Here is a 15,875-nt window from a genome sequence, read left to right as displayed (position 1 = left end):
CTGGCACGCATTTCGCTGATAGTCCATCGAGCGCAGATGAATGCCTCACCAACCAACCGACACCTCAAGGAGCTTTGACCATGAAAACCCTGATCATCACCGACCTGGCCCGTACCGACAACCTCGACCGCGCCACCATGACCACCGTGCGCGGCGGTTTCAAGTTCGCATCGCCCTCGTACATGTTCGGCGACATCACCTATGCCCCGACGTCCGACTCGTCGATCAATGCCGCCCAGAACCTGGGCCAGGTCCAGAACGTGATGACGGCCACGGCCAACGGCTCCGCCTTCGTCGACGGCGTGCACGTCCACAACGACGTGTCGCAGAACGGCGCCAACACCATCGTGCGCCGCTGATCGCCCGAGTGCATTCCATCCAATCCAATTCATTCAATCGCTGAGGAGAATCGCCATGAACACCCTGACCATCAAAGACCTGGACCGCGCCGAACAACTGGACCGCACCGCCATGACGGCCGTGCGTGGCGGCTGGAGCATGTATTCGCCGTCGCTCAAGGTCGGTGACGTGACCTACGCGCCGAGCTACGACTCGTCGATCAACGCCATGCAGAACCTGGGCCAGCAACAAAACGTGCTGACCACGACGGCCAACGGCTCGGCCTTCCTGGACGGCGTCGGCGTGCACAACACGACGCACCAGAACGGCCAGAACAAGATCGTCGGCTGAACCCACCATCGCCATCATTGACTATACTTTCGAGGAGCATTGCCATGAACACCCTGACCATCAAAGACCTGGACCGCGCCGAACAACTGGACCGCACCGCCATGACGGCCGTGCGCGGCGGCTGGAGCATGTATTCGCCGTCGTACAAAGTCGGTGACGTGAAGTACACGCCGAGCTACGACGCGTCGATCAATGCCGTGCAGAACCTGGGCCAGCAGCAGAACGTGCTGACCGCGACGGCCAACGATTCGGCCTTCCTGGACGGCGTCGGCGTGCACAACACGGCGCACCAGAACGGCCAGAACAAGATCATCGGCTGAGCGGGAGAGACCCATGTCATCCATCGCAATCCACGACCTGGCGCATCGCAGCGAACTGGACATCCAGGCGATGTCGGCCATCCAGGGCGGCGCCGGCTTCGGCAAGGACGTCAACGTCACCGTGAACGTCAACCAGCAACTGGCGCAGTTCCAGCAGATCGGCGTCAATGTTCTGAACAACAACGGCGTCATCGGCGCCGGGTTCACCGGTCCGCACATCGACCTGGACGCCGCGCTGAAAGGCGAAAATAAATTGACCTTCTAAACCGCCCACTTTTGTGGTGTACATCCTCCCATTGCCGGGTCCGACCCGGCAATGGGAGTTCTGCCCGTTAACTTGCCATTCCGAGGAGGCATCATGGCTACCATCGTCATCAAGGATTTATCGGAGAACACGGAATTGGATCGCCAGGCAATGCTGGCGATCGCCGGCGGATCGCGTTTGCGCGCTAGCGGGGGCTTCGCGCGGCCCGCCCTGCAAAGGATCCGGCTGTTCGATCCGGCGCGTATCGCGGCCGCCAGGGCCGGCGGCGGGAAACCGGCGTCGCGCTGAGCGTCTGCTGCTGCATGGTCAACGCCGTCCGGTGCAAGCCGGGCGGCTTTTTTTGGGCTGTGTTCGCCCGCGCATTTGCTGTGCGCTACGCCCGGTCCGGCTAAGGCGGGCGCTCGATTACCTGAATATCGCGAACACAGCCTTTCCTTGTCCGCGGCGCAGTCTGGCCAAACCCTGTTGGATCGCGCCCAACACGCCCCGAAACGTGTTGGTTCCGCCCCGTCATCCGGGTTTTCCAGCCATGCATCCCGATGCCGTCCCACTGTCGAGATAAATTAAATAAACCGTTTATATTTCAAAGGCTTATCGCTTGATTCCGGTCTGGTCCAGGCACCTGGCACGCATTTCGCTGATAGTCCATCGAGCGCAGATGAATGCCTCACCAACCAACCGACACCTCAAGGAGCTTTGACCATGAAAACCCTGATCATCACCGACCTGGCCCGTACCGACAACCTCGACCGCGCCACCATGACCACCGTGCGCGGCGGTTTCAAGTTCGCATCGCCCTCGTACATGTTCGGCGACATCACCTATGCCCCGACGTCCGACTCGTCGATCAATGCCGCCCAGAACCTGGGCCAGGTCCAGAACGTGATGACGGCCACGGCCAACGGCTCCGCCTTCGTCGACGGCGTGCACGTCCACAACGACGTGTCGCAGAACGGCGCCAACACCATCGTGCGCCGCTGATCGCCCGAGTGCATTCCATCCAATCCAATTCATTCAATCGCTGAGGAGAATCGCCATGAACACCCTGACCATCAAAGACCTGGACCGCGCCGAACAACTGGACCGCACCGCCATGACGGCCGTGCGTGGCGGCTGGAGCATGTATTCGCCGTCGCTCAAGGTCGGTGACGTGACCTACGCACCGAGCTACGACGCGTCGATCAACGCCATGCAGAACCTGGGCCAGCAGCAGACCGCGCTGACGGCCACGGCCAACGGTTCGGCCTTCCTGGACGGCGTCGGCGTGCACGACACGACGCACCAGAACGGCCAGAACAAGATCGTCGGCTGAGTTGCCGCTGCGCGGGACCGGAACCGCTCCCGCGCAGCACTCCCTGCCACACCATCCACGCATTCAGGAGAACATCATGTCATCCATCCAGATCCGCGACCTGGCGCGCAGCGCCGCTCTCGACAACCAGGCCATGGCGGCCGTACGGGGCGGTACCGCCGCTTTCGGCAAGGACGTCAACGTCACCGTGAACGTCAACCAGCAGCTCGGCCAGTTCCAGCAAATCGGCATCAATGTCCTCAACAATAACGGCGTCATCGGTTCCGGCTTCACCGGTCCGGACCTGCGCCTGGCGGCCCCGATGTGGGGCGAGAACCGCGCCGTGTTCTGACCACGTGCCACACGACCATCACCATCACATTCGCATTCAGGAGAACCGCCATGAAAACCTTGACCATCACCGACCTCGCCCGCAGCGAACATCTCGACCGTCCGACCATGTCGGCCGTGCGCGGCGGCTGGAAAATGAATTCGCCGACGTATTCGTTCGGCGACATCACGCACGCCGGCACCTACGACTCGTCGATCAACGCCACGCAGAACTTGGGCCAGGTGCAGAACGTGCTGACCGCCACTGCCAACGACTCGGCGTTCGTGGGTGGCGTCCACGTCGACAACGACGTCACGCAGAACGGCACCAACAAGATCGTGCGCCGCTGATCGAAAGCGCGACAAGCGGCAAATTTGGACTACACTGGGGAGACCGGCCTCCGGTCTCCCTTCTTCCCGTCTGGAGAGGCATATGGCTACCATTACCGTCAAAGATCTTCCCACCAGCATGGCGCTGGACCGCAAGGCGCTGTCGGTCATCCATGGTGGCGGCGGGGCGCCGTGGGTCTTCGGCTGGATCCAGCCCTACATCGATGCTTCACCGAGCCAGATCCCGGTGATCAACTTCTACCAGATCAATAATTTCGCCGACCAGATGATCAACCAGTACCAGACGGTGTCGGTCAACAACACCGGCGCGAACGCGACCCTGAACGTGGCGGTGGATGAAAGCAGCCTCAACAAAGCTGTGCGCCCGACCTGACTGCCCGAGCCGGCCATGAGCTGCGATGCCGCCTTCCACTGGACTTCCGCCGCGCTGACGGACGTCGGCCGGGTACGCAGCCGCAACGAGGATGCCTGTCTCGCCCAGCCGCAGCGCGGCCTGTGGGCCGTGGCGGACGGCATGGGGGGCCATGCGTTCGGCGACGTGGCGAGCCGCACCGTCGTCGAGGCGCTCGACCGGTTGCCGCCGCCCTCCAGCCTGGCCCGCTTCATCGATGCCGCGCGCGACGCGATCGTGCAGGTCAACGGTACGCTGCGCGCCGAGGCGCGCACGCGGCACGTGCCGGTGATGGGCAGCACGGTCGTCGCCCTGCTCGCCTGCGGGACGGAAGCGGCCTGCCTGTGGGCGGGCGACAGTCGCATCTACCTGTACCGGAGCGGCCGCCTGCAGCAGCTCACGCGCGACCACAGCCAGGCCGCGGCGCTGCAGGCGCGCGGGTTCGACGCCGCCGCCGCGGCCGTGGGCGCGAACATGATCACGCGCGCGGTGGGCGCGAGCGACACGCTGGACGTCGAGGTCACGACCCTGACCGCGCGCGACGGCGACATCTTCCTCCTGTGCAGCGACGGCCTCAGCAATCCAGTGCCCGAGCAGGACATCCGCGAGGCGCTCGCCTGCGGCGATTGCGCCCACGCAGCCCAGACCCTCGTCGGGCGGGCGCTGGCGAACGGCGGCCGCGACAACGTCACGGTCGTCGTGGTGCGTGCGAGCGACATGTCCTCCGACAGGACGTTGTTGAACCCGGCGTTGTAGGGCGGGCGGCCTCCGCCCACGCGTACGCCAACACACCGCATACGTCACGCGTGGGCACGTGGTGCCCACCTACTAATGGGTCTTGCGAAAATCTTTTGAATGCAGGCCATGCTTCCTCAGCAGGATCTGCAGGTGCGACCGGTTCATGTCCCAGCGCCGCGCCAGCTCCGCGACGGTGCCGCCGACTTCCTGCAAGCCCCGCTCCAGGCAGTGTTTCTCCGCCTCGTCGCTGGCGGCGCGCTTGGCCTCGGCCAGCGAGACATTGGCCGCGCCGTCGCTGCCCTCCGGCTGTGCGCTCGCGCTCGATGCCGCCGGCCGGATGTCTTCCGGCAGATGCAACAGGTCGGCCGTCGCGCCGGCCAGGCAGGCGATGCGGTACATGATGTTGCGCAGTTCGCGGATATTGCCGGGATACGGGTAGCGCAGCAAAAAATCGCGCAGGCGCGCCGTCAACGCGACGGGCCGGCGTTTCAACGCTTCGGCCGCCTCGTCGCCGTAGTAGGCGAGCAGCAGCGGGATCTCGTCCTTGCGCTCGCGTAGCGGCGGCAACGTGACGTGGATGACGCTGAGCCGATAAAACAGGTCTTCACGGAACGTGCCCTGTTCGATCAGCTTGCGCAGGTTCTTGTTGGTCGCGGCGACGATGCGGGCGTCGACGGCGATGGTCTCGTCCGAGCCGACCCGCTGTATCTCGTGCGACTGCAGCACGCGCAGCAACTTGACCTGGCCGGGCAACGGCAATTCTCCGATCTCGTCGAGGAAGATCGTGCCCTTGTGCGCGCTCTCGAACTTGCCCTTGCGGTCATTGGCCGCGCCCGTGAATGCCCCCTTCTTGTGGCCGAACAGTTCCGATTCGAGCAGGCTGTCCGGAATCGCGCCGCAGTTGACGGAGATGTACGGCTTGTCGGCGCGGGTGCCGTTCGCGTGGATCACCTTGGCCATCAGCTCCTTGCCGGTGCCGCTCTCGCCGTCGACCAGCACGGGAAGGTCGGTGGGGGCGGCCTTCTCGGCGATCTCCAGCGCGTCGAGCAGTTTCGGGTTGTCGCCGAACGTGCCTTCGAACACGAAGCTGCGTGCCAGCAGCGCGCGCCGGCGCTCGCCGGTCGCCGGTTCGGCCACGGGCTCCTCGCCCGTGCGGCGTTCGATGTCGCCGCTCACGGCCTGCACGAAGCGCTCCTTGTGGGACAGCTGCATCACCTCGTCGCGCAGCGTATTCGCCTGGCGCAGCAGTTTCTCGACGTCGGGCCGTTCGAGCCGCGTCGCCCAGCGCAGAGTCGAACGCATGATCTCGATTTTTTCGAGCAGGGCCGCATACGACATCGCGGAGCCGCGTTCGCCGCCGGGATTGAACAGTTTCATGCGACCCCCGCGCCGAGCTGCTTCTGCACCAGCTCGTAGTACATGCCGCGTCGCGCCAGCAATTCCTCGTGGCGGCCCTGTTCGGCGATCTTGCCTTCGTATAGCACGACGATCTTGTCGGCCCGCATGATCGTGCTGAGGCGGTGCGCGATGATGACGGCCGTGCGCCCCGCCAGGATCGCCTCCATATTCGACATGATATTGCTCTCGGACTGCGTGTCGAGCGCCGACGTTGCTTCGTCGAACACGAGCAGGCGCGGGTCGTGGTACAGGGCGCGCGCGATGCACAGGCGCTGCACCTGGCCGCCGGACAGGCCCACGCCGCGTTCTCCCACCACCTGCTCGTAGCCGAGCGGCAGCTTGCTGATGAAGGCGTGCGCATCCGCCATCTTCGCCACTTCCTCCACACGGCGGCGGTCGGGGCTGTCGTCGCCGCTGGCGATGTTTTCCGCGATCGTGCCGGAAAACAGCAGATTGCTCTGCATGACATAGCCGACCTGCGCGCGGTAATAGCCGCGGTCGATGGCGCCCATGTCGTAACCGTCGACGAAGATCTTGCCCTCGCTGGGTGGATAAAAGCCGACCAGCAATTTCGCCAGCGTCGTCTTGCCCGAGCCGCTGCGGCCGACGATCGCCACCAGCTGGCCCGGCTTGATGTCGATGTCGATATCTTCGAGAACATACGGCGTGTCCTCGCCGCCGTAGCGGAAAAACATGTGCTCGAGCCTGACGTCGCCCTGCAGATCGGGCAGCACGACGCGCGCCGCGACGTCGGCGGGTTTCTGTTCCGGTTCGATGTCGAGCACGTCGCCGAGGCGCTCCATCGCGACGGTGGCGTCGCCCATGCGGCTCCACAGGCCGACCAGGCCCATCAGCGGCCCCAGCACGCTGCCCATCAGGGCGTTGAAGGCCATCAGCTGGCCGATCGTCAGTTCGCGCGCCAGCACGAGGCTCGCGCCGGCCCACAGGATCACGATCGTCGTGGCCGAGTTCAGCACCTGGCTCGCGAGGCCGACGAGGATGTTGAACGACTGCGAGCGGTACTGCGTCTCGAGCGCCTTCACATATTTCTTTTCCCATTTCAGGCGCACGGGACGCTCGCTGCCCATTCCCTTGATGGTTTCGATGCCGCCCAGCGCTTCCATCAGGAACGATTGGGCGTCGGTCGAGGCGGCGAACACTTCGCGCGCATACTCCTTGATGCGCGGCGTCGTCAGCACGGTCAGCGCGACGATCGGGATCACGAAGCCGATCAGCAGCAAGGTCAGTTTGACGTTGTAGAAGAACAGGATCGTGAAGTACATGAACACCATCAGCAGGTTGAGCAGCGTCGTTACGGTGGATTCCGTGAGGAAGGCGCGGATCGTCTGGTTTTCCGAGAAGCGCGCGAGGATGTCACCCGTCTTGCGCTTGGCGAAGAACGAATACGGCAAGGACATCGTGTGCTTGAAGAACTGCGCCATCATCGAGAAATCGAGATTGCGCACCATGTAGTTCGACAGATACGCGCGCAGGGTCGACATCATCTGCGTGAACGCGGTCGAGATGACGAGGCCCAGGATCAGCAGGTGCAGCAGCCCCAGGTTCTGGTGGACCAGCACGCCGTCGAGGATGTTCTGGATGATCAAGGGCGGCACGATGCCCAGCATCTGGATCACGAATGTGGCCAGGAACAGGTGCAGCAGGATCTTCCTGTAGGGCTGCAAATAGCCGACGAAGCGCAGCCATGGCGAGCGCGCCGCCGTCGACTGCACCAGCTGTTCGCCCGGCGTGAACACGAGGCAGGTGCCGCTCCAGCCCCGTTCGAACTCTTCCACGCTCATCTTCTTGAAGCCGACGGCCGGGTCCGCCACCCACACCTGTGTCGGCGACACGCCGTACACGATGACGTAGTGGTAACCCTCCCAGTGCACGATGAACGGCAGTTCGAAGCCCTGCAGCGCGTCAAACGTGCATTGCACGCCGCGCGTGCCGAACCCGAGCGCCTCGCCCGCGCGAGCGAGGCTGTCCAGGGTGGCGCCCTGCGCGGTAACGTTGGCGAGTTCACGCAGCTTACCGAGCGTCATGTTGATGCCGTAATGGCGGCACAGCATCGCCAAGCAGGCGGCCCCGCAATCCATTTCCTCGGCCTGCTCGACCCAGGCGAAACGCTTGATGACTTTTTCGCCGGCCGCCGGTTGCGAGGCCAGGTCGAGCACGACGGGCCGCTTGCGCCGCTCCGCCAGTTTTTTCTGGCGGTGCAGTTCGCGTTCGAGACAGCGCACGCGTTCCTCGACGACGTCGCGGAATTTGGCGTTGCGCTCGAGGATGAAGTGCGCGGATTTTTCCGGAATGACGAGTACCGTCGCCTCCGTCGCGGCCACGACCGTCGCGGGCTGTTCCTGGCGCATCAGGCAGGCGCGCTCGCCGAAGATTTCTCCGGGTCCCAAGGTGGCTACCACGTACTCGTCGGTGCTGTCGTGGACGACGACGCGTACTTCTCCCTGGCGCACGACGTACAGCCGGCGGTCGTCGCGCGCGCCCTGCCTGAGGATCTCCTTGCCGCTGGCGATGCGCTTGACGCCGACGCTGCGCACGAACTCGTCCAGCTCCGGCTTGCTGACCTTGCCGCGCAGGTCGAACAGCTTCGCGACGAGCCCGCCGGCCGAGGTGATCGCGACGTAGTTGTTGATGAAGTCGAGCGCGGCGGGATTGCGGCCGACGACCGGTTCGACCGCCGTGCGCGGGATGAACCACAGCTCCGTCTTGAGCGCCGCGCGCGCGGACAATTCGTGCCGGTAGCTGCGCAGCATGGCGATCTCGGCGAACACTTCGCCCGCCTTGCGCACGCCCATGCTGGTTTCCTTGCCGTGTTCCTCGCTGAACACGCGCACGGAACCGGTGCGGATGATGTACAGGCCGTCGGCCGCGTCGCCGGCACTGCAGACGGTGTCGCCGAATGCGTACGCGCGGGTTTCGATCGCCGCGGCCAGGCGTTCCAGTTCCTCCGCCGTGAAGACGGACAGGATCTCGACGGTCGCGAGGAACTCCGCGGGGGATTGCTGTTGTTGCGCCAAGGATTCCATATCGGTGCCCCGCGAGCCGGCCCGTCACCGTCCGGCCGCCGCCGGCTCAATGCGCGGGGCAGGCTTCGATGATGTGCTCCTGCGCGCGTGCCGCCAGCCATTCCTCGCGCAGCAGGCGGCGCACCTCGACCGCCGTGTCCTCGTCCAGCGCGGCGGGGTTCCTGGCATTGACGGCATAGATTTCGAACAGCGTCCGGTCGGGCGAGGGAAACGGCCCCAGCAGATCGCCGGCCGCCGCGTTGAACACGCGTGCCTCGATGTCCGGCTTCAGCGAACCGCGCAGCACCTTGCCGATCACCCCGCCGTTCTCGCGCGCCTCGCCGACTGAATGTTCGCTCACCATCTCGGCGAAGCTGTCCGGATCGTCGGACAACGCCGACATCATTTCCTTGGCCTTGCCTTCGGAATCGAGCACGATATGGCTGATCTCGACGCTGTCGAACTTCGGAGAATTGAGTTTGAAATATTGCTCGACGGCCTGTTGGCTGCAGACCTGCTCCATCATCCTTTCCTGGATCAGGCCGTCGACGATGAATTCTTCGAACTCGTCCAGGCTGACACCCATGACGTCGAGATAGTGATTCATGTCCGTCGCGCGGTGCAGGCCCTGGATGCGGCGGAACTGGTCGGCGCGTTCCTGGATCGCGTCGGGCGCGGGTTGCATCCCCTGTTTCTTCGCCGCCAGCACGGTCAGCTTGTCGCGCACCATCTGCTCGACGAGCCCTTCGAACTGCCCGGTCAGCTTGAGTGTACGGATGAAGTCATCCGTATCGATGACGACATCGTCGATGCGCACAATCCCGGTCATGGTCTCTCCCTCGACATCCGCATGTCGCATGCACGGCTGCGGACGCTGTTGTCGTTGCGACGCCCTCGTCCTATCTGTTGTAGCAGGCGGACGGGCAAAGTCAATGTCCGCGCGCCGGCCGCCGGCGGCGTCAATTCAACAGCGGGCGCACATGCGGTATCATCGCGTCCATGCGTCGCCTGATCCTCATCGTGCTGCTGCTGGTCTATCCATTCCAGGTCGCCCTGGCCGTGGCGGACAAGTGCTGCGCGATGACGCCCGCCGGCGTCAGCCATCACAGCGTGGTGACCGGCACCGACACCGTGTTCCTGGCCGATGACGCCGGCGCCGCCCTGACCGACCCGCATTGCGCCGCCTGCACGTTCGGTCATACGGCCTGCCTGCCCGCACAGTTCGTCGTCATACCGGCCGATCGTCGCTACGCGTCGGACATCGCGTTTTTCCCGCCTTTCCTCACCGCGCCGCCTGTCAGCCGTCCCGAACGGCCGCAATGGCCCGCCGCCGCCTGACCGCGCGCGGCTTTGACTCGGAGGCTTGACGCCTCACATCCACCGCGCGCCTGAATCGACCATTTTCAGGAGCACGCATGAACACACCCCGACATCTGGCGGTGCTCGTCGTCGCATCCGCATTGGCATGGCGCTGCGGCGCCGAGCCCGTGCGCGTTGCGACGCCGGACAGCGCATCCATCACCTTGTCCACAGCGATCCATCTCGCCCTGGACCAGCCCGCCGCACGCGCGGCCTCTTATGAAGCCGAGGCCGGCGCAGCACTGGTCGGCCAGGCCGACCGCTTTCCGAATCCCGCGCTGTCGTACCTGCGCGAAGGCCGGCAGGCGGGCACGCGCACGACCACTGTGCAGATCGACCAGACGATCGAGCTCGGCAATAAACGCCGGGCCCGCGTCGCTCTCGCGCAAGAAGCCGCCGGCCTGGCGCGCATCGAGTCGGCGGCGCGGCGCCAGGCCATACGTGCCGACGTCATCGCCGCCTATCACGATGTCCTGGGCGCCGGACACCGGCTGGCGCTCGCGCAGGCATTGACCGGCGTTGCGCGCAAGACCGTCGACGTGGCCGGCAAGCGCGTGGCGGCCGGGAAAATCTCGCCGATCGACGAGACGCGGGCCCGCCTCGCCGCCGTCGACGCCACGACCGCGTTCGCCCAGGCGACGGCGGCGCAGGCCATCGCCCGGACCAGGCTGGGCGCGCTGATCGGCCGGCCATCGGCGACCATCGTGCTCGCGGACGACAGCGACCGCTTGCCGGACGTCGAACCCCTCGCCGCGCTGCTGGCCCGGGCCGGCGATGCGGCCGCCATCCGGCGCGCGCGTGGCCAGGTCGCGGCCCGGCAGGCCCAGGCGGACGTCGAGCGGGCGGCGCGCGTGCCCGACGTCACCTTGTCCGTCGGCACGAAACGGGATGACCAGATCGGCCGGCGCCAGGCCGTCGTCGGCCTGTCCATGCCGCTGCCCCTGTTCAACCGCAACGAGGATGCCTTGCGCGCGGCCTTGCGCCGCACCGACCAGGCCGGCGAGGAACTGGCCGCCGCCCGGGTCGAGATGGCAGCAGCGCTGACGGCCGCCCACACCCGCTACGAGGCGGCCCGGAACGAAGTTCTGCTGCTGCGACGCGACGTCCTGCCGAATGCGCAGGCCGCGTACGAGCAGACGCTGAAGGGTTTTGAATACGGAAAATTTTCCTTCCTGGATGTGCTCGACGCGCAGCGCACCTGGTTCCAGGCGCAGTCGCGCCAGTGGGACAGCCTCGACGATGCCTGGCGCGCTTACGCCGACATCGAACGCCTCGCCGGCCCCATCGAACAATATTGAAGAGAACACCATGACGCAGAAACAGAAACTGGCGATCGCGCTGCTGTGCGCGCTCGCCCTCCTCGTTGCCGCCCTGATGCTGTTTACGCGCAACGGCACGGCACCCGCCAGCCAACCGGACGCGCACGGCCACGACGACCGCGGCGCGGACGCAGGCACCCCGCCAGACGACGCCGGCGAACGCGGCATCGCGATGACGGATGCGCACATCAAGGCCAACGGCATTGCTCTCGACACGGCCGGCCCGGCCACGCTCCGGCAGCGGCTGCACCTGCCCGCGCAAATAAAAATCGATGCGGAGCGGACCGTCGCGCTGGCGTCTCCCGCACCGGGCATCGTGCACGCCGTGCTCGTGTCGGCCGGCAACGTCGTCCGCCGGGGCCAGGCACTCGTGACGATCTGGAGTCCATCCGTCGCGCAATGGCGCGCCGACGCCGCCAGCGCGCGCCAGCGCCTGCAGCTCGCGCGCACGACGTATCGACGCGAAAAAATGCTGTGGGACGAGCGCATCTCCGCCCGCCAGGACTTTGAGGCCGCCGCGACGGCCGTGAAGGAAGCGGAGATCGCCGCGCAGGCCGCGGCCCAGCATCTACTCGCCCTCGGCATCGGGCAGGGGGATGTCGTATCGGGCAGCGTGACGGTGCGCGCGCCGATCGCCGGCGTCGTCGTCGAGAAACCGGCCGTGGCGGGCCAGGCCGTCGACGCGATGACACCCCTGCTGACGATCGCCGATCTCGCGCATGTGTGGATCGAGGCGGCCGTGCCCGCCGGCAGCCTGGCCCAGGTCGGCACCGGCATGGCGGCGACGGTGAGCGTCGGCACCCGGCCGGACGAGATCGACGGCGTTGTTTCCTTCGTCGGCCCGGTTCTGGGCGAGACGACGCGCATGGCGACGGCGCGCATCGTGTTGGCCAACCGCGACGCGCGGCTGCGGCCGGGCATGCTGGCGAGCGTCGACCTGATGGGACCGCAGGCACAGGTTCCCGTGACGGTGGCGAGCGACGCCATCCAGACGATCCACGAGCACAGCGTCGTGTTCGTCCGTACGGGCGCCGGATTCCAGGCGCGCGACGTCGTGCCCGGCCGGTCGGACGGCAAGCGGACCGAGATCGTGCGCGGGCTGGCGCCCGGCGCCACCTATGCGGCTGGCGGCAGCTTCCTGCTCAAGGCCGACCTCGGCAAGAACGAAGCCGGCCACGACGACTGACGAGGCGACCATGTTCGAAAAACTCATCGCATTCGCCATCGCGCGCCGTTGGCTGGTCGTGTTCGCCGTCATCGCCCTTGCCGGCCTCGGCGTCGTGAACTACCAGCGCCTGCCGATCGACGCCGTGCCCGACATCACCAACGTGCAAGTCCAGGTCAACACCGCGGCGCCGGGATATTCGCCGCTGGAAGTCGAGCAGCGCATCACCTTCCCCATCGAGACGGCGATGAACGGCCTGCCGCGGCTCGAGCAGACGCGTTCGCTGTCGCGGTATGGCCTGTCCCAGGTCACCGTCGTCTTCAAGGAAGGCACCGACATCTATTTTGCGCGCCAGCTCGTGAACGAACGGCTGCAGCAGGCGAAAAGCCGGCTGCCCGACAAGGTCGAGCCGGTGCCGGGCCCGATCGCGACGGGGCTCGGCGAAATTTTTTACTGGACGGTCGAAGCGCGCGCCGGCGCGCGCAAGCCGGACGGCACGCCCTATTCTCCGGCCGACCTGCGCGAGATCCAGGACTGGATCGTGGCACCGCAGCTGCGTGGCGTGGCGGGCGTCACGGAAGTGAACACGATCGGCGGATACCTCAAGGAATACCAGGTCGCGCCGGACATGGCGAAGCTGACGGCCCGCGGCCTGTCGCTGGCAGCGCTCGTGCACGCCATCGACCGCAACAACGTCAACGCGGGCGCCGGCTATATCGAGCGGGGCGGCGAACAATTTGTCGTGCGCACGCCCGGGCAGGTGAAATCGCTGGAAGAGATCCGCAACATCGTGCTCGACGTCGTCGACGGCGCACCCGTGCGCATGCGCGACGTGGCCGACGTCGAACCGGGCCGAGAACTGCGCACCGGCGCCGCCACCGAGAACGGGAGCGAGGTCGTGCTGGGCGCCGTCTTCATGCTCATCGGCGAGAACAGCCGCGCCGTGGCGGACGGCGCGCGCCGCAAGCTGGACGAGGTCAACCGCTCGCTGCCGTCCGGCGTGCAGGCCTTACCGGTGTACGACCGTGCCGTGCTGGTGAACAAGGCCATCGCGACCGTGCGTAACAACCTCGTCGAAGGCGCGCTGCTCGTCATTGCGATCCTGTTCGTCTTCCTGGGCAATCTGCGCGCGGCGCTCGTCACCGCCCTCGTGATTCCGCTCGTGATGCTGCTCGTGTTCACGGGCATGGTGGGCGCCGGCGTCAGCGCCAACCTGATGAGCCTGGGGGCGCTCGACTTCGGCATCATCATCGACGGCGCCGTCGTCATCGTCGAGAACTGCGTGCGCCGGCTCGGCCTCGCCCAGGCCGCCGCGGGCCGGCCGCTGACGGGCGCAGAGCGCCGCGCCGAGGTCGCGCTCGCGGCGGCCGAGGCGAGACGGCCGCTGCTGTTCGGCCAGTTGATCATCATGACGGTGTACCTGCCGATCCTCGCGCTGTCCGGCGTCGAAGGCAAGATGTTCCACCCGATGGCGATCACCGTCGTGATGGCGCTGGCGGGCGCGATGGTGTTGTCCGTGACGTTCGTGCCGGCCGCCGTCGCGCTGTTCGTCAGCAACGTGGCCGGGCACGACAACCGCCTGATGCACAGCGCGCACGACCTGTACCGGCCGCTGCTGGACTGGGTGCTGCGCAACCGCCCGGTGGCGCTGACGTTCGCCGCGTTGAGCGTGCTGTTGACGGGCCTGCTGGCGACGCGTCTGGGCACCGAGTTCGCGCCGAACCTGAACGAAGGCGATCTGGCCGTGATGACCGTGCGGATACCCGGCACGAGCCTGCCGCAGTCGGTGGCGATGCAGCAGACGCTGGAACGTGCCCTGCTGCGCGAATTCCCCGAGATCGAGCGGGCGTTCGCGCGCATCGGCACGGCCGAGGTGGCGACGGACCCGATGCCGCCGAACGTCGCCGACAGTTATTTTATTTTGCGGCCGGAACGGGACTGGCCGACGCCGCGCCGCTCGCACGCCGAGCTCGTGGCCGCGATCTCGGCGGCGGCGCAGCGCATCCCCGGCAACAACTATGAATTCTCGCAACCGATCCAGCTGCGTTTCAACGAACTCATATCGGGCGTGCGCAGCGACGTGGCCATCAAAGTGTTCGGGGACGATACGGCCACGATGGTCGCGGCGGCCCAGCGCATCGCCGGGCTGCTGGGGCGGCTGCCGGGCGCGTTCGACGTGAAGATCGAGCAGACGGAGGGACTGCCCGCGCTGACGCTGGCCGTCGACCGCCTCAAGGCGGCGCGCTACGGCCTGAACGTGGCCGACGTGCAGGAGGCGTTCGGCACGCTCGTCGGCGGCCGCGACGTGGGCACGGTGTTCGAGGGCGACCGCCGCTTCGCCATCACCGTGCGCCTGCCGGAAGGGGCGCGCAACGACGTCGAGACACTGCGCCGCCTGCCGATTTCGCTGCCCGCGCGCGACGGGCGCGCCGCCAGCATCCCGTTGTCCGAGATCGCCACGCTTGCCTTCGTGCCGGAAGCGAACCAGATCAGCCGCGAAAACGGCAAGCGCCGCATCGTCGTCACGGCCAATGTGCGCGGGCGCGACCTGGGGTCGTTCGTCGCGGATGTGCAGGGCAATCTCGGCAAGCTGAACGTGCCGGCGGGCGTCTGGCTGAGCCTGGGCGGACAGTTCGAGAACCTGCAGGCGGCGAGCCGGCGCCTGGCCCTCGTCGTGCCGGCCGCGCTGGCGCTCGTGTTCGCGTTGCTGTACCTGATGTTCGGCAGCGTGAAGGACGGCCTGCTCGTGTTCAGCGGCATCCCGTTCGCCGTCAGCGGCGGCGTGCTGGCGCTGTGGCTGCGCGGGCTGCCGCTGTCGATCTCGGCGGCGGTCGGCTTCATCGCGCTGTCCGGCGTTGCCGTGCTGAACGGGCTCGTCATGCTCGCCTTCGTGCGTTCGCTGCGCGACCAGGGCCGCACGGCCGAGGAGGCCATCCGCGAAGGCGCGCAGGTGCGCTTGCGGGCCGTGCTGATGACGGCGCTCGTCGCTTCGCTCGGCTTTTTGCCGATGGCGCTGGCGACCAGCACGGGCGCCGAGGTGCAGCGGCCGCTGGCGACGGTCGTCATCGGCGGCATCCTGTCGTCGACGGCGCTCACCTTGCTGATCCTGCCGGCCCTGTACACGTGGGCGCATGGAAGTTCCCGCGATCGACGGCATCGTTGACCGTCCTGGTGCGCGCGCCGGCGCGCCGTCCGCGCCGGCCGCGCATGTGGCAGACTTGGGTCTCGACTATCG

18 protein-coding genes are annotated in these 15,875 nt (G+C 66.6%); 15 read left to right on the top strand and 3 right to left on the bottom strand.

Features of this window, described 5'->3' with window-relative positions; genetic code table 11:
* The first annotated feature begins 80 nt into the window (after window positions 1-80).
* The 11 genes from U9J41_RS12905 (at window position 81) to U9J41_RS12855 (ending at window position 4,394) form a co-directional block, all read left to right on the top strand.
* Window positions 81-359, top strand: coding sequence for a hypothetical protein (locus U9J41_RS12905; protein ID WP_322402582.1), 279 nt, complete (start codon window positions 81-83; stop codon window positions 357-359).
* A 55-nt stretch (window positions 360-414) separates the two neighbouring features.
* Window positions 415-690, top strand: a complete 276-nt coding sequence (locus U9J41_RS12900) for a hypothetical protein (protein ID WP_322402586.1) — start codon at window positions 415-417, stop codon at window positions 688-690.
* A gap of 44 nt (window positions 691-734) precedes the next feature.
* Entirely contained in the window at window positions 735-1,010 is a 276-nt protein-coding gene (locus U9J41_RS12895) for a hypothetical protein (RefSeq protein WP_322402585.1), read from the top strand.
* Between the two features lie 13 nt (window positions 1,011-1,023).
* Window positions 1,024-1,275, top strand: coding sequence for a hypothetical protein (locus U9J41_RS12890; RefSeq protein WP_322402584.1), 252 nt, complete (start codon window positions 1,024-1,026; stop codon window positions 1,273-1,275).
* Window positions 1,276-1,368: 93 nt separating this feature from the next.
* Window positions 1,369-1,563 carry a hypothetical protein gene (locus U9J41_RS12885; protein ID WP_322402583.1) on the top strand — a complete coding sequence of 65 codons (195 nt, stop codon included), beginning with the start codon at window positions 1,369-1,371 and terminating at the stop codon, window positions 1,561-1,563.
* A 414-nt stretch (window positions 1,564-1,977) separates the two neighbouring features.
* Window positions 1,978-2,256: a hypothetical protein gene (locus U9J41_RS12880; RefSeq protein ID WP_322402582.1), complete on the top strand. Its 279-nt coding sequence runs from the start codon at window positions 1,978-1,980 to the stop codon at window positions 2,254-2,256.
* A gap of 55 nt (window positions 2,257-2,311) precedes the next feature.
* On the top strand, window positions 2,312-2,587 hold the full coding sequence (locus U9J41_RS12875; protein WP_322402581.1) for a hypothetical protein: 276 nt from the start codon (window positions 2,312-2,314) through the stop codon (window positions 2,585-2,587).
* Between the two features lie 76 nt (window positions 2,588-2,663).
* Entirely contained in the window at window positions 2,664-2,918 is a 255-nt protein-coding gene (locus U9J41_RS12870) for a hypothetical protein (RefSeq protein WP_322402580.1), read from the top strand.
* Window positions 2,919-2,968: 50 nt separating this feature from the next.
* Window positions 2,969-3,247 carry a hypothetical protein gene (locus U9J41_RS12865; protein ID WP_322402579.1) on the top strand — a complete coding sequence of 93 codons (279 nt, stop codon included), beginning with the start codon at window positions 2,969-2,971 and terminating at the stop codon, window positions 3,245-3,247.
* Between the two features lie 82 nt (window positions 3,248-3,329).
* On the top strand, window positions 3,330-3,620 hold the full coding sequence (locus U9J41_RS12860; protein WP_322402578.1) for a hypothetical protein: 291 nt from the start codon (window positions 3,330-3,332) through the stop codon (window positions 3,618-3,620).
* A 15-nt stretch (window positions 3,621-3,635) separates the two neighbouring features.
* The gene (locus U9J41_RS12855) at window positions 3,636-4,394 is read left to right on the top strand and encodes a PP2C family protein-serine/threonine phosphatase (RefSeq protein ID WP_322402577.1); all 759 of its coding nucleotides are present in this window, start codon (window positions 3,636-3,638) and stop codon (window positions 4,392-4,394) included.
* A gap of 72 nt (window positions 4,395-4,466) precedes the next feature.
* Here the strand turns inward: U9J41_RS12855 and U9J41_RS12850 are convergent, their stop codons facing one another.
* From U9J41_RS12850 to U9J41_RS12840, 3 genes are read right to left on the bottom strand one after another with little or no spacing between them, the layout of a single operon-like run.
* Complete coding sequence (locus U9J41_RS12850; RefSeq protein ID WP_322402576.1) at window positions 4,467-5,753, bottom strand: sigma-54 interaction domain-containing protein; 1,287 nt, start codon at window positions 5,751-5,753, stop codon at window positions 4,467-4,469.
* On the bottom strand, window positions 5,750-8,818 hold the full coding sequence (locus U9J41_RS12845; RefSeq protein ID WP_322402575.1) for a peptidase domain-containing ABC transporter: 3,069 nt from the start codon (window positions 8,816-8,818) through the stop codon (window positions 5,750-5,752). The genes U9J41_RS12850 and U9J41_RS12845 overlap by 4 nt, the downstream gene beginning before the upstream one ends.
* A 46-nt stretch (window positions 8,819-8,864) precedes the next feature.
* Entirely contained in the window at window positions 8,865-9,626 is a 762-nt protein-coding gene (locus tag U9J41_RS12840) for a peptidylprolyl isomerase (RefSeq protein ID WP_322402574.1), read from the bottom strand.
* 170 nt (window positions 9,627-9,796) lie between these two features.
* On the opposite strand from U9J41_RS12840, the gene U9J41_RS12835 reads away from it, so the two are divergent.
* From U9J41_RS12835 to U9J41_RS12820, 4 genes are all read left to right on the top strand, one after another.
* Window positions 9,797-10,135 (top strand): hypothetical protein, encoded by a 339-nt coding sequence (locus U9J41_RS12835; protein WP_322402573.1) that lies wholly within the window; start codon window positions 9,797-9,799, stop codon window positions 10,133-10,135.
* A gap of 77 nt (window positions 10,136-10,212) precedes the next feature.
* Entirely contained in the window at window positions 10,213-11,454 is a 1,242-nt protein-coding gene (locus U9J41_RS12830; RefSeq protein WP_322402572.1) for a TolC family protein, read from the top strand.
* Window positions 11,455-11,464: 10 nt separating this feature from the next.
* On the top strand, window positions 11,465-12,661 hold the full coding sequence (locus U9J41_RS12825) for an efflux RND transporter periplasmic adaptor subunit (protein ID WP_322402571.1): 1,197 nt from the start codon (window positions 11,465-11,467) through the stop codon (window positions 12,659-12,661).
* Window positions 12,662-12,671: 10 nt separating this feature from the next.
* Window positions 12,672-15,803 carry an efflux RND transporter permease subunit gene (locus U9J41_RS12820; protein ID WP_322402570.1) on the top strand — a complete coding sequence of 1,044 codons (3,132 nt, stop codon included), beginning with the start codon at window positions 12,672-12,674 and terminating at the stop codon, window positions 15,801-15,803.
* The last annotated feature ends 72 nt before the right edge of the window (window positions 15,804-15,875 follow it).

Origin of the sequence: Massilia luteola (assembly GCF_034420155.1) — a bacterium.
In the GTDB taxonomy this organism is placed as follows: Bacteria; Pseudomonadota; Gammaproteobacteria; order Burkholderiales; family Burkholderiaceae_D; genus Telluria; species Telluria luteola.
This window is presented reverse-complemented; position numbering and strand designations above follow the sequence as displayed.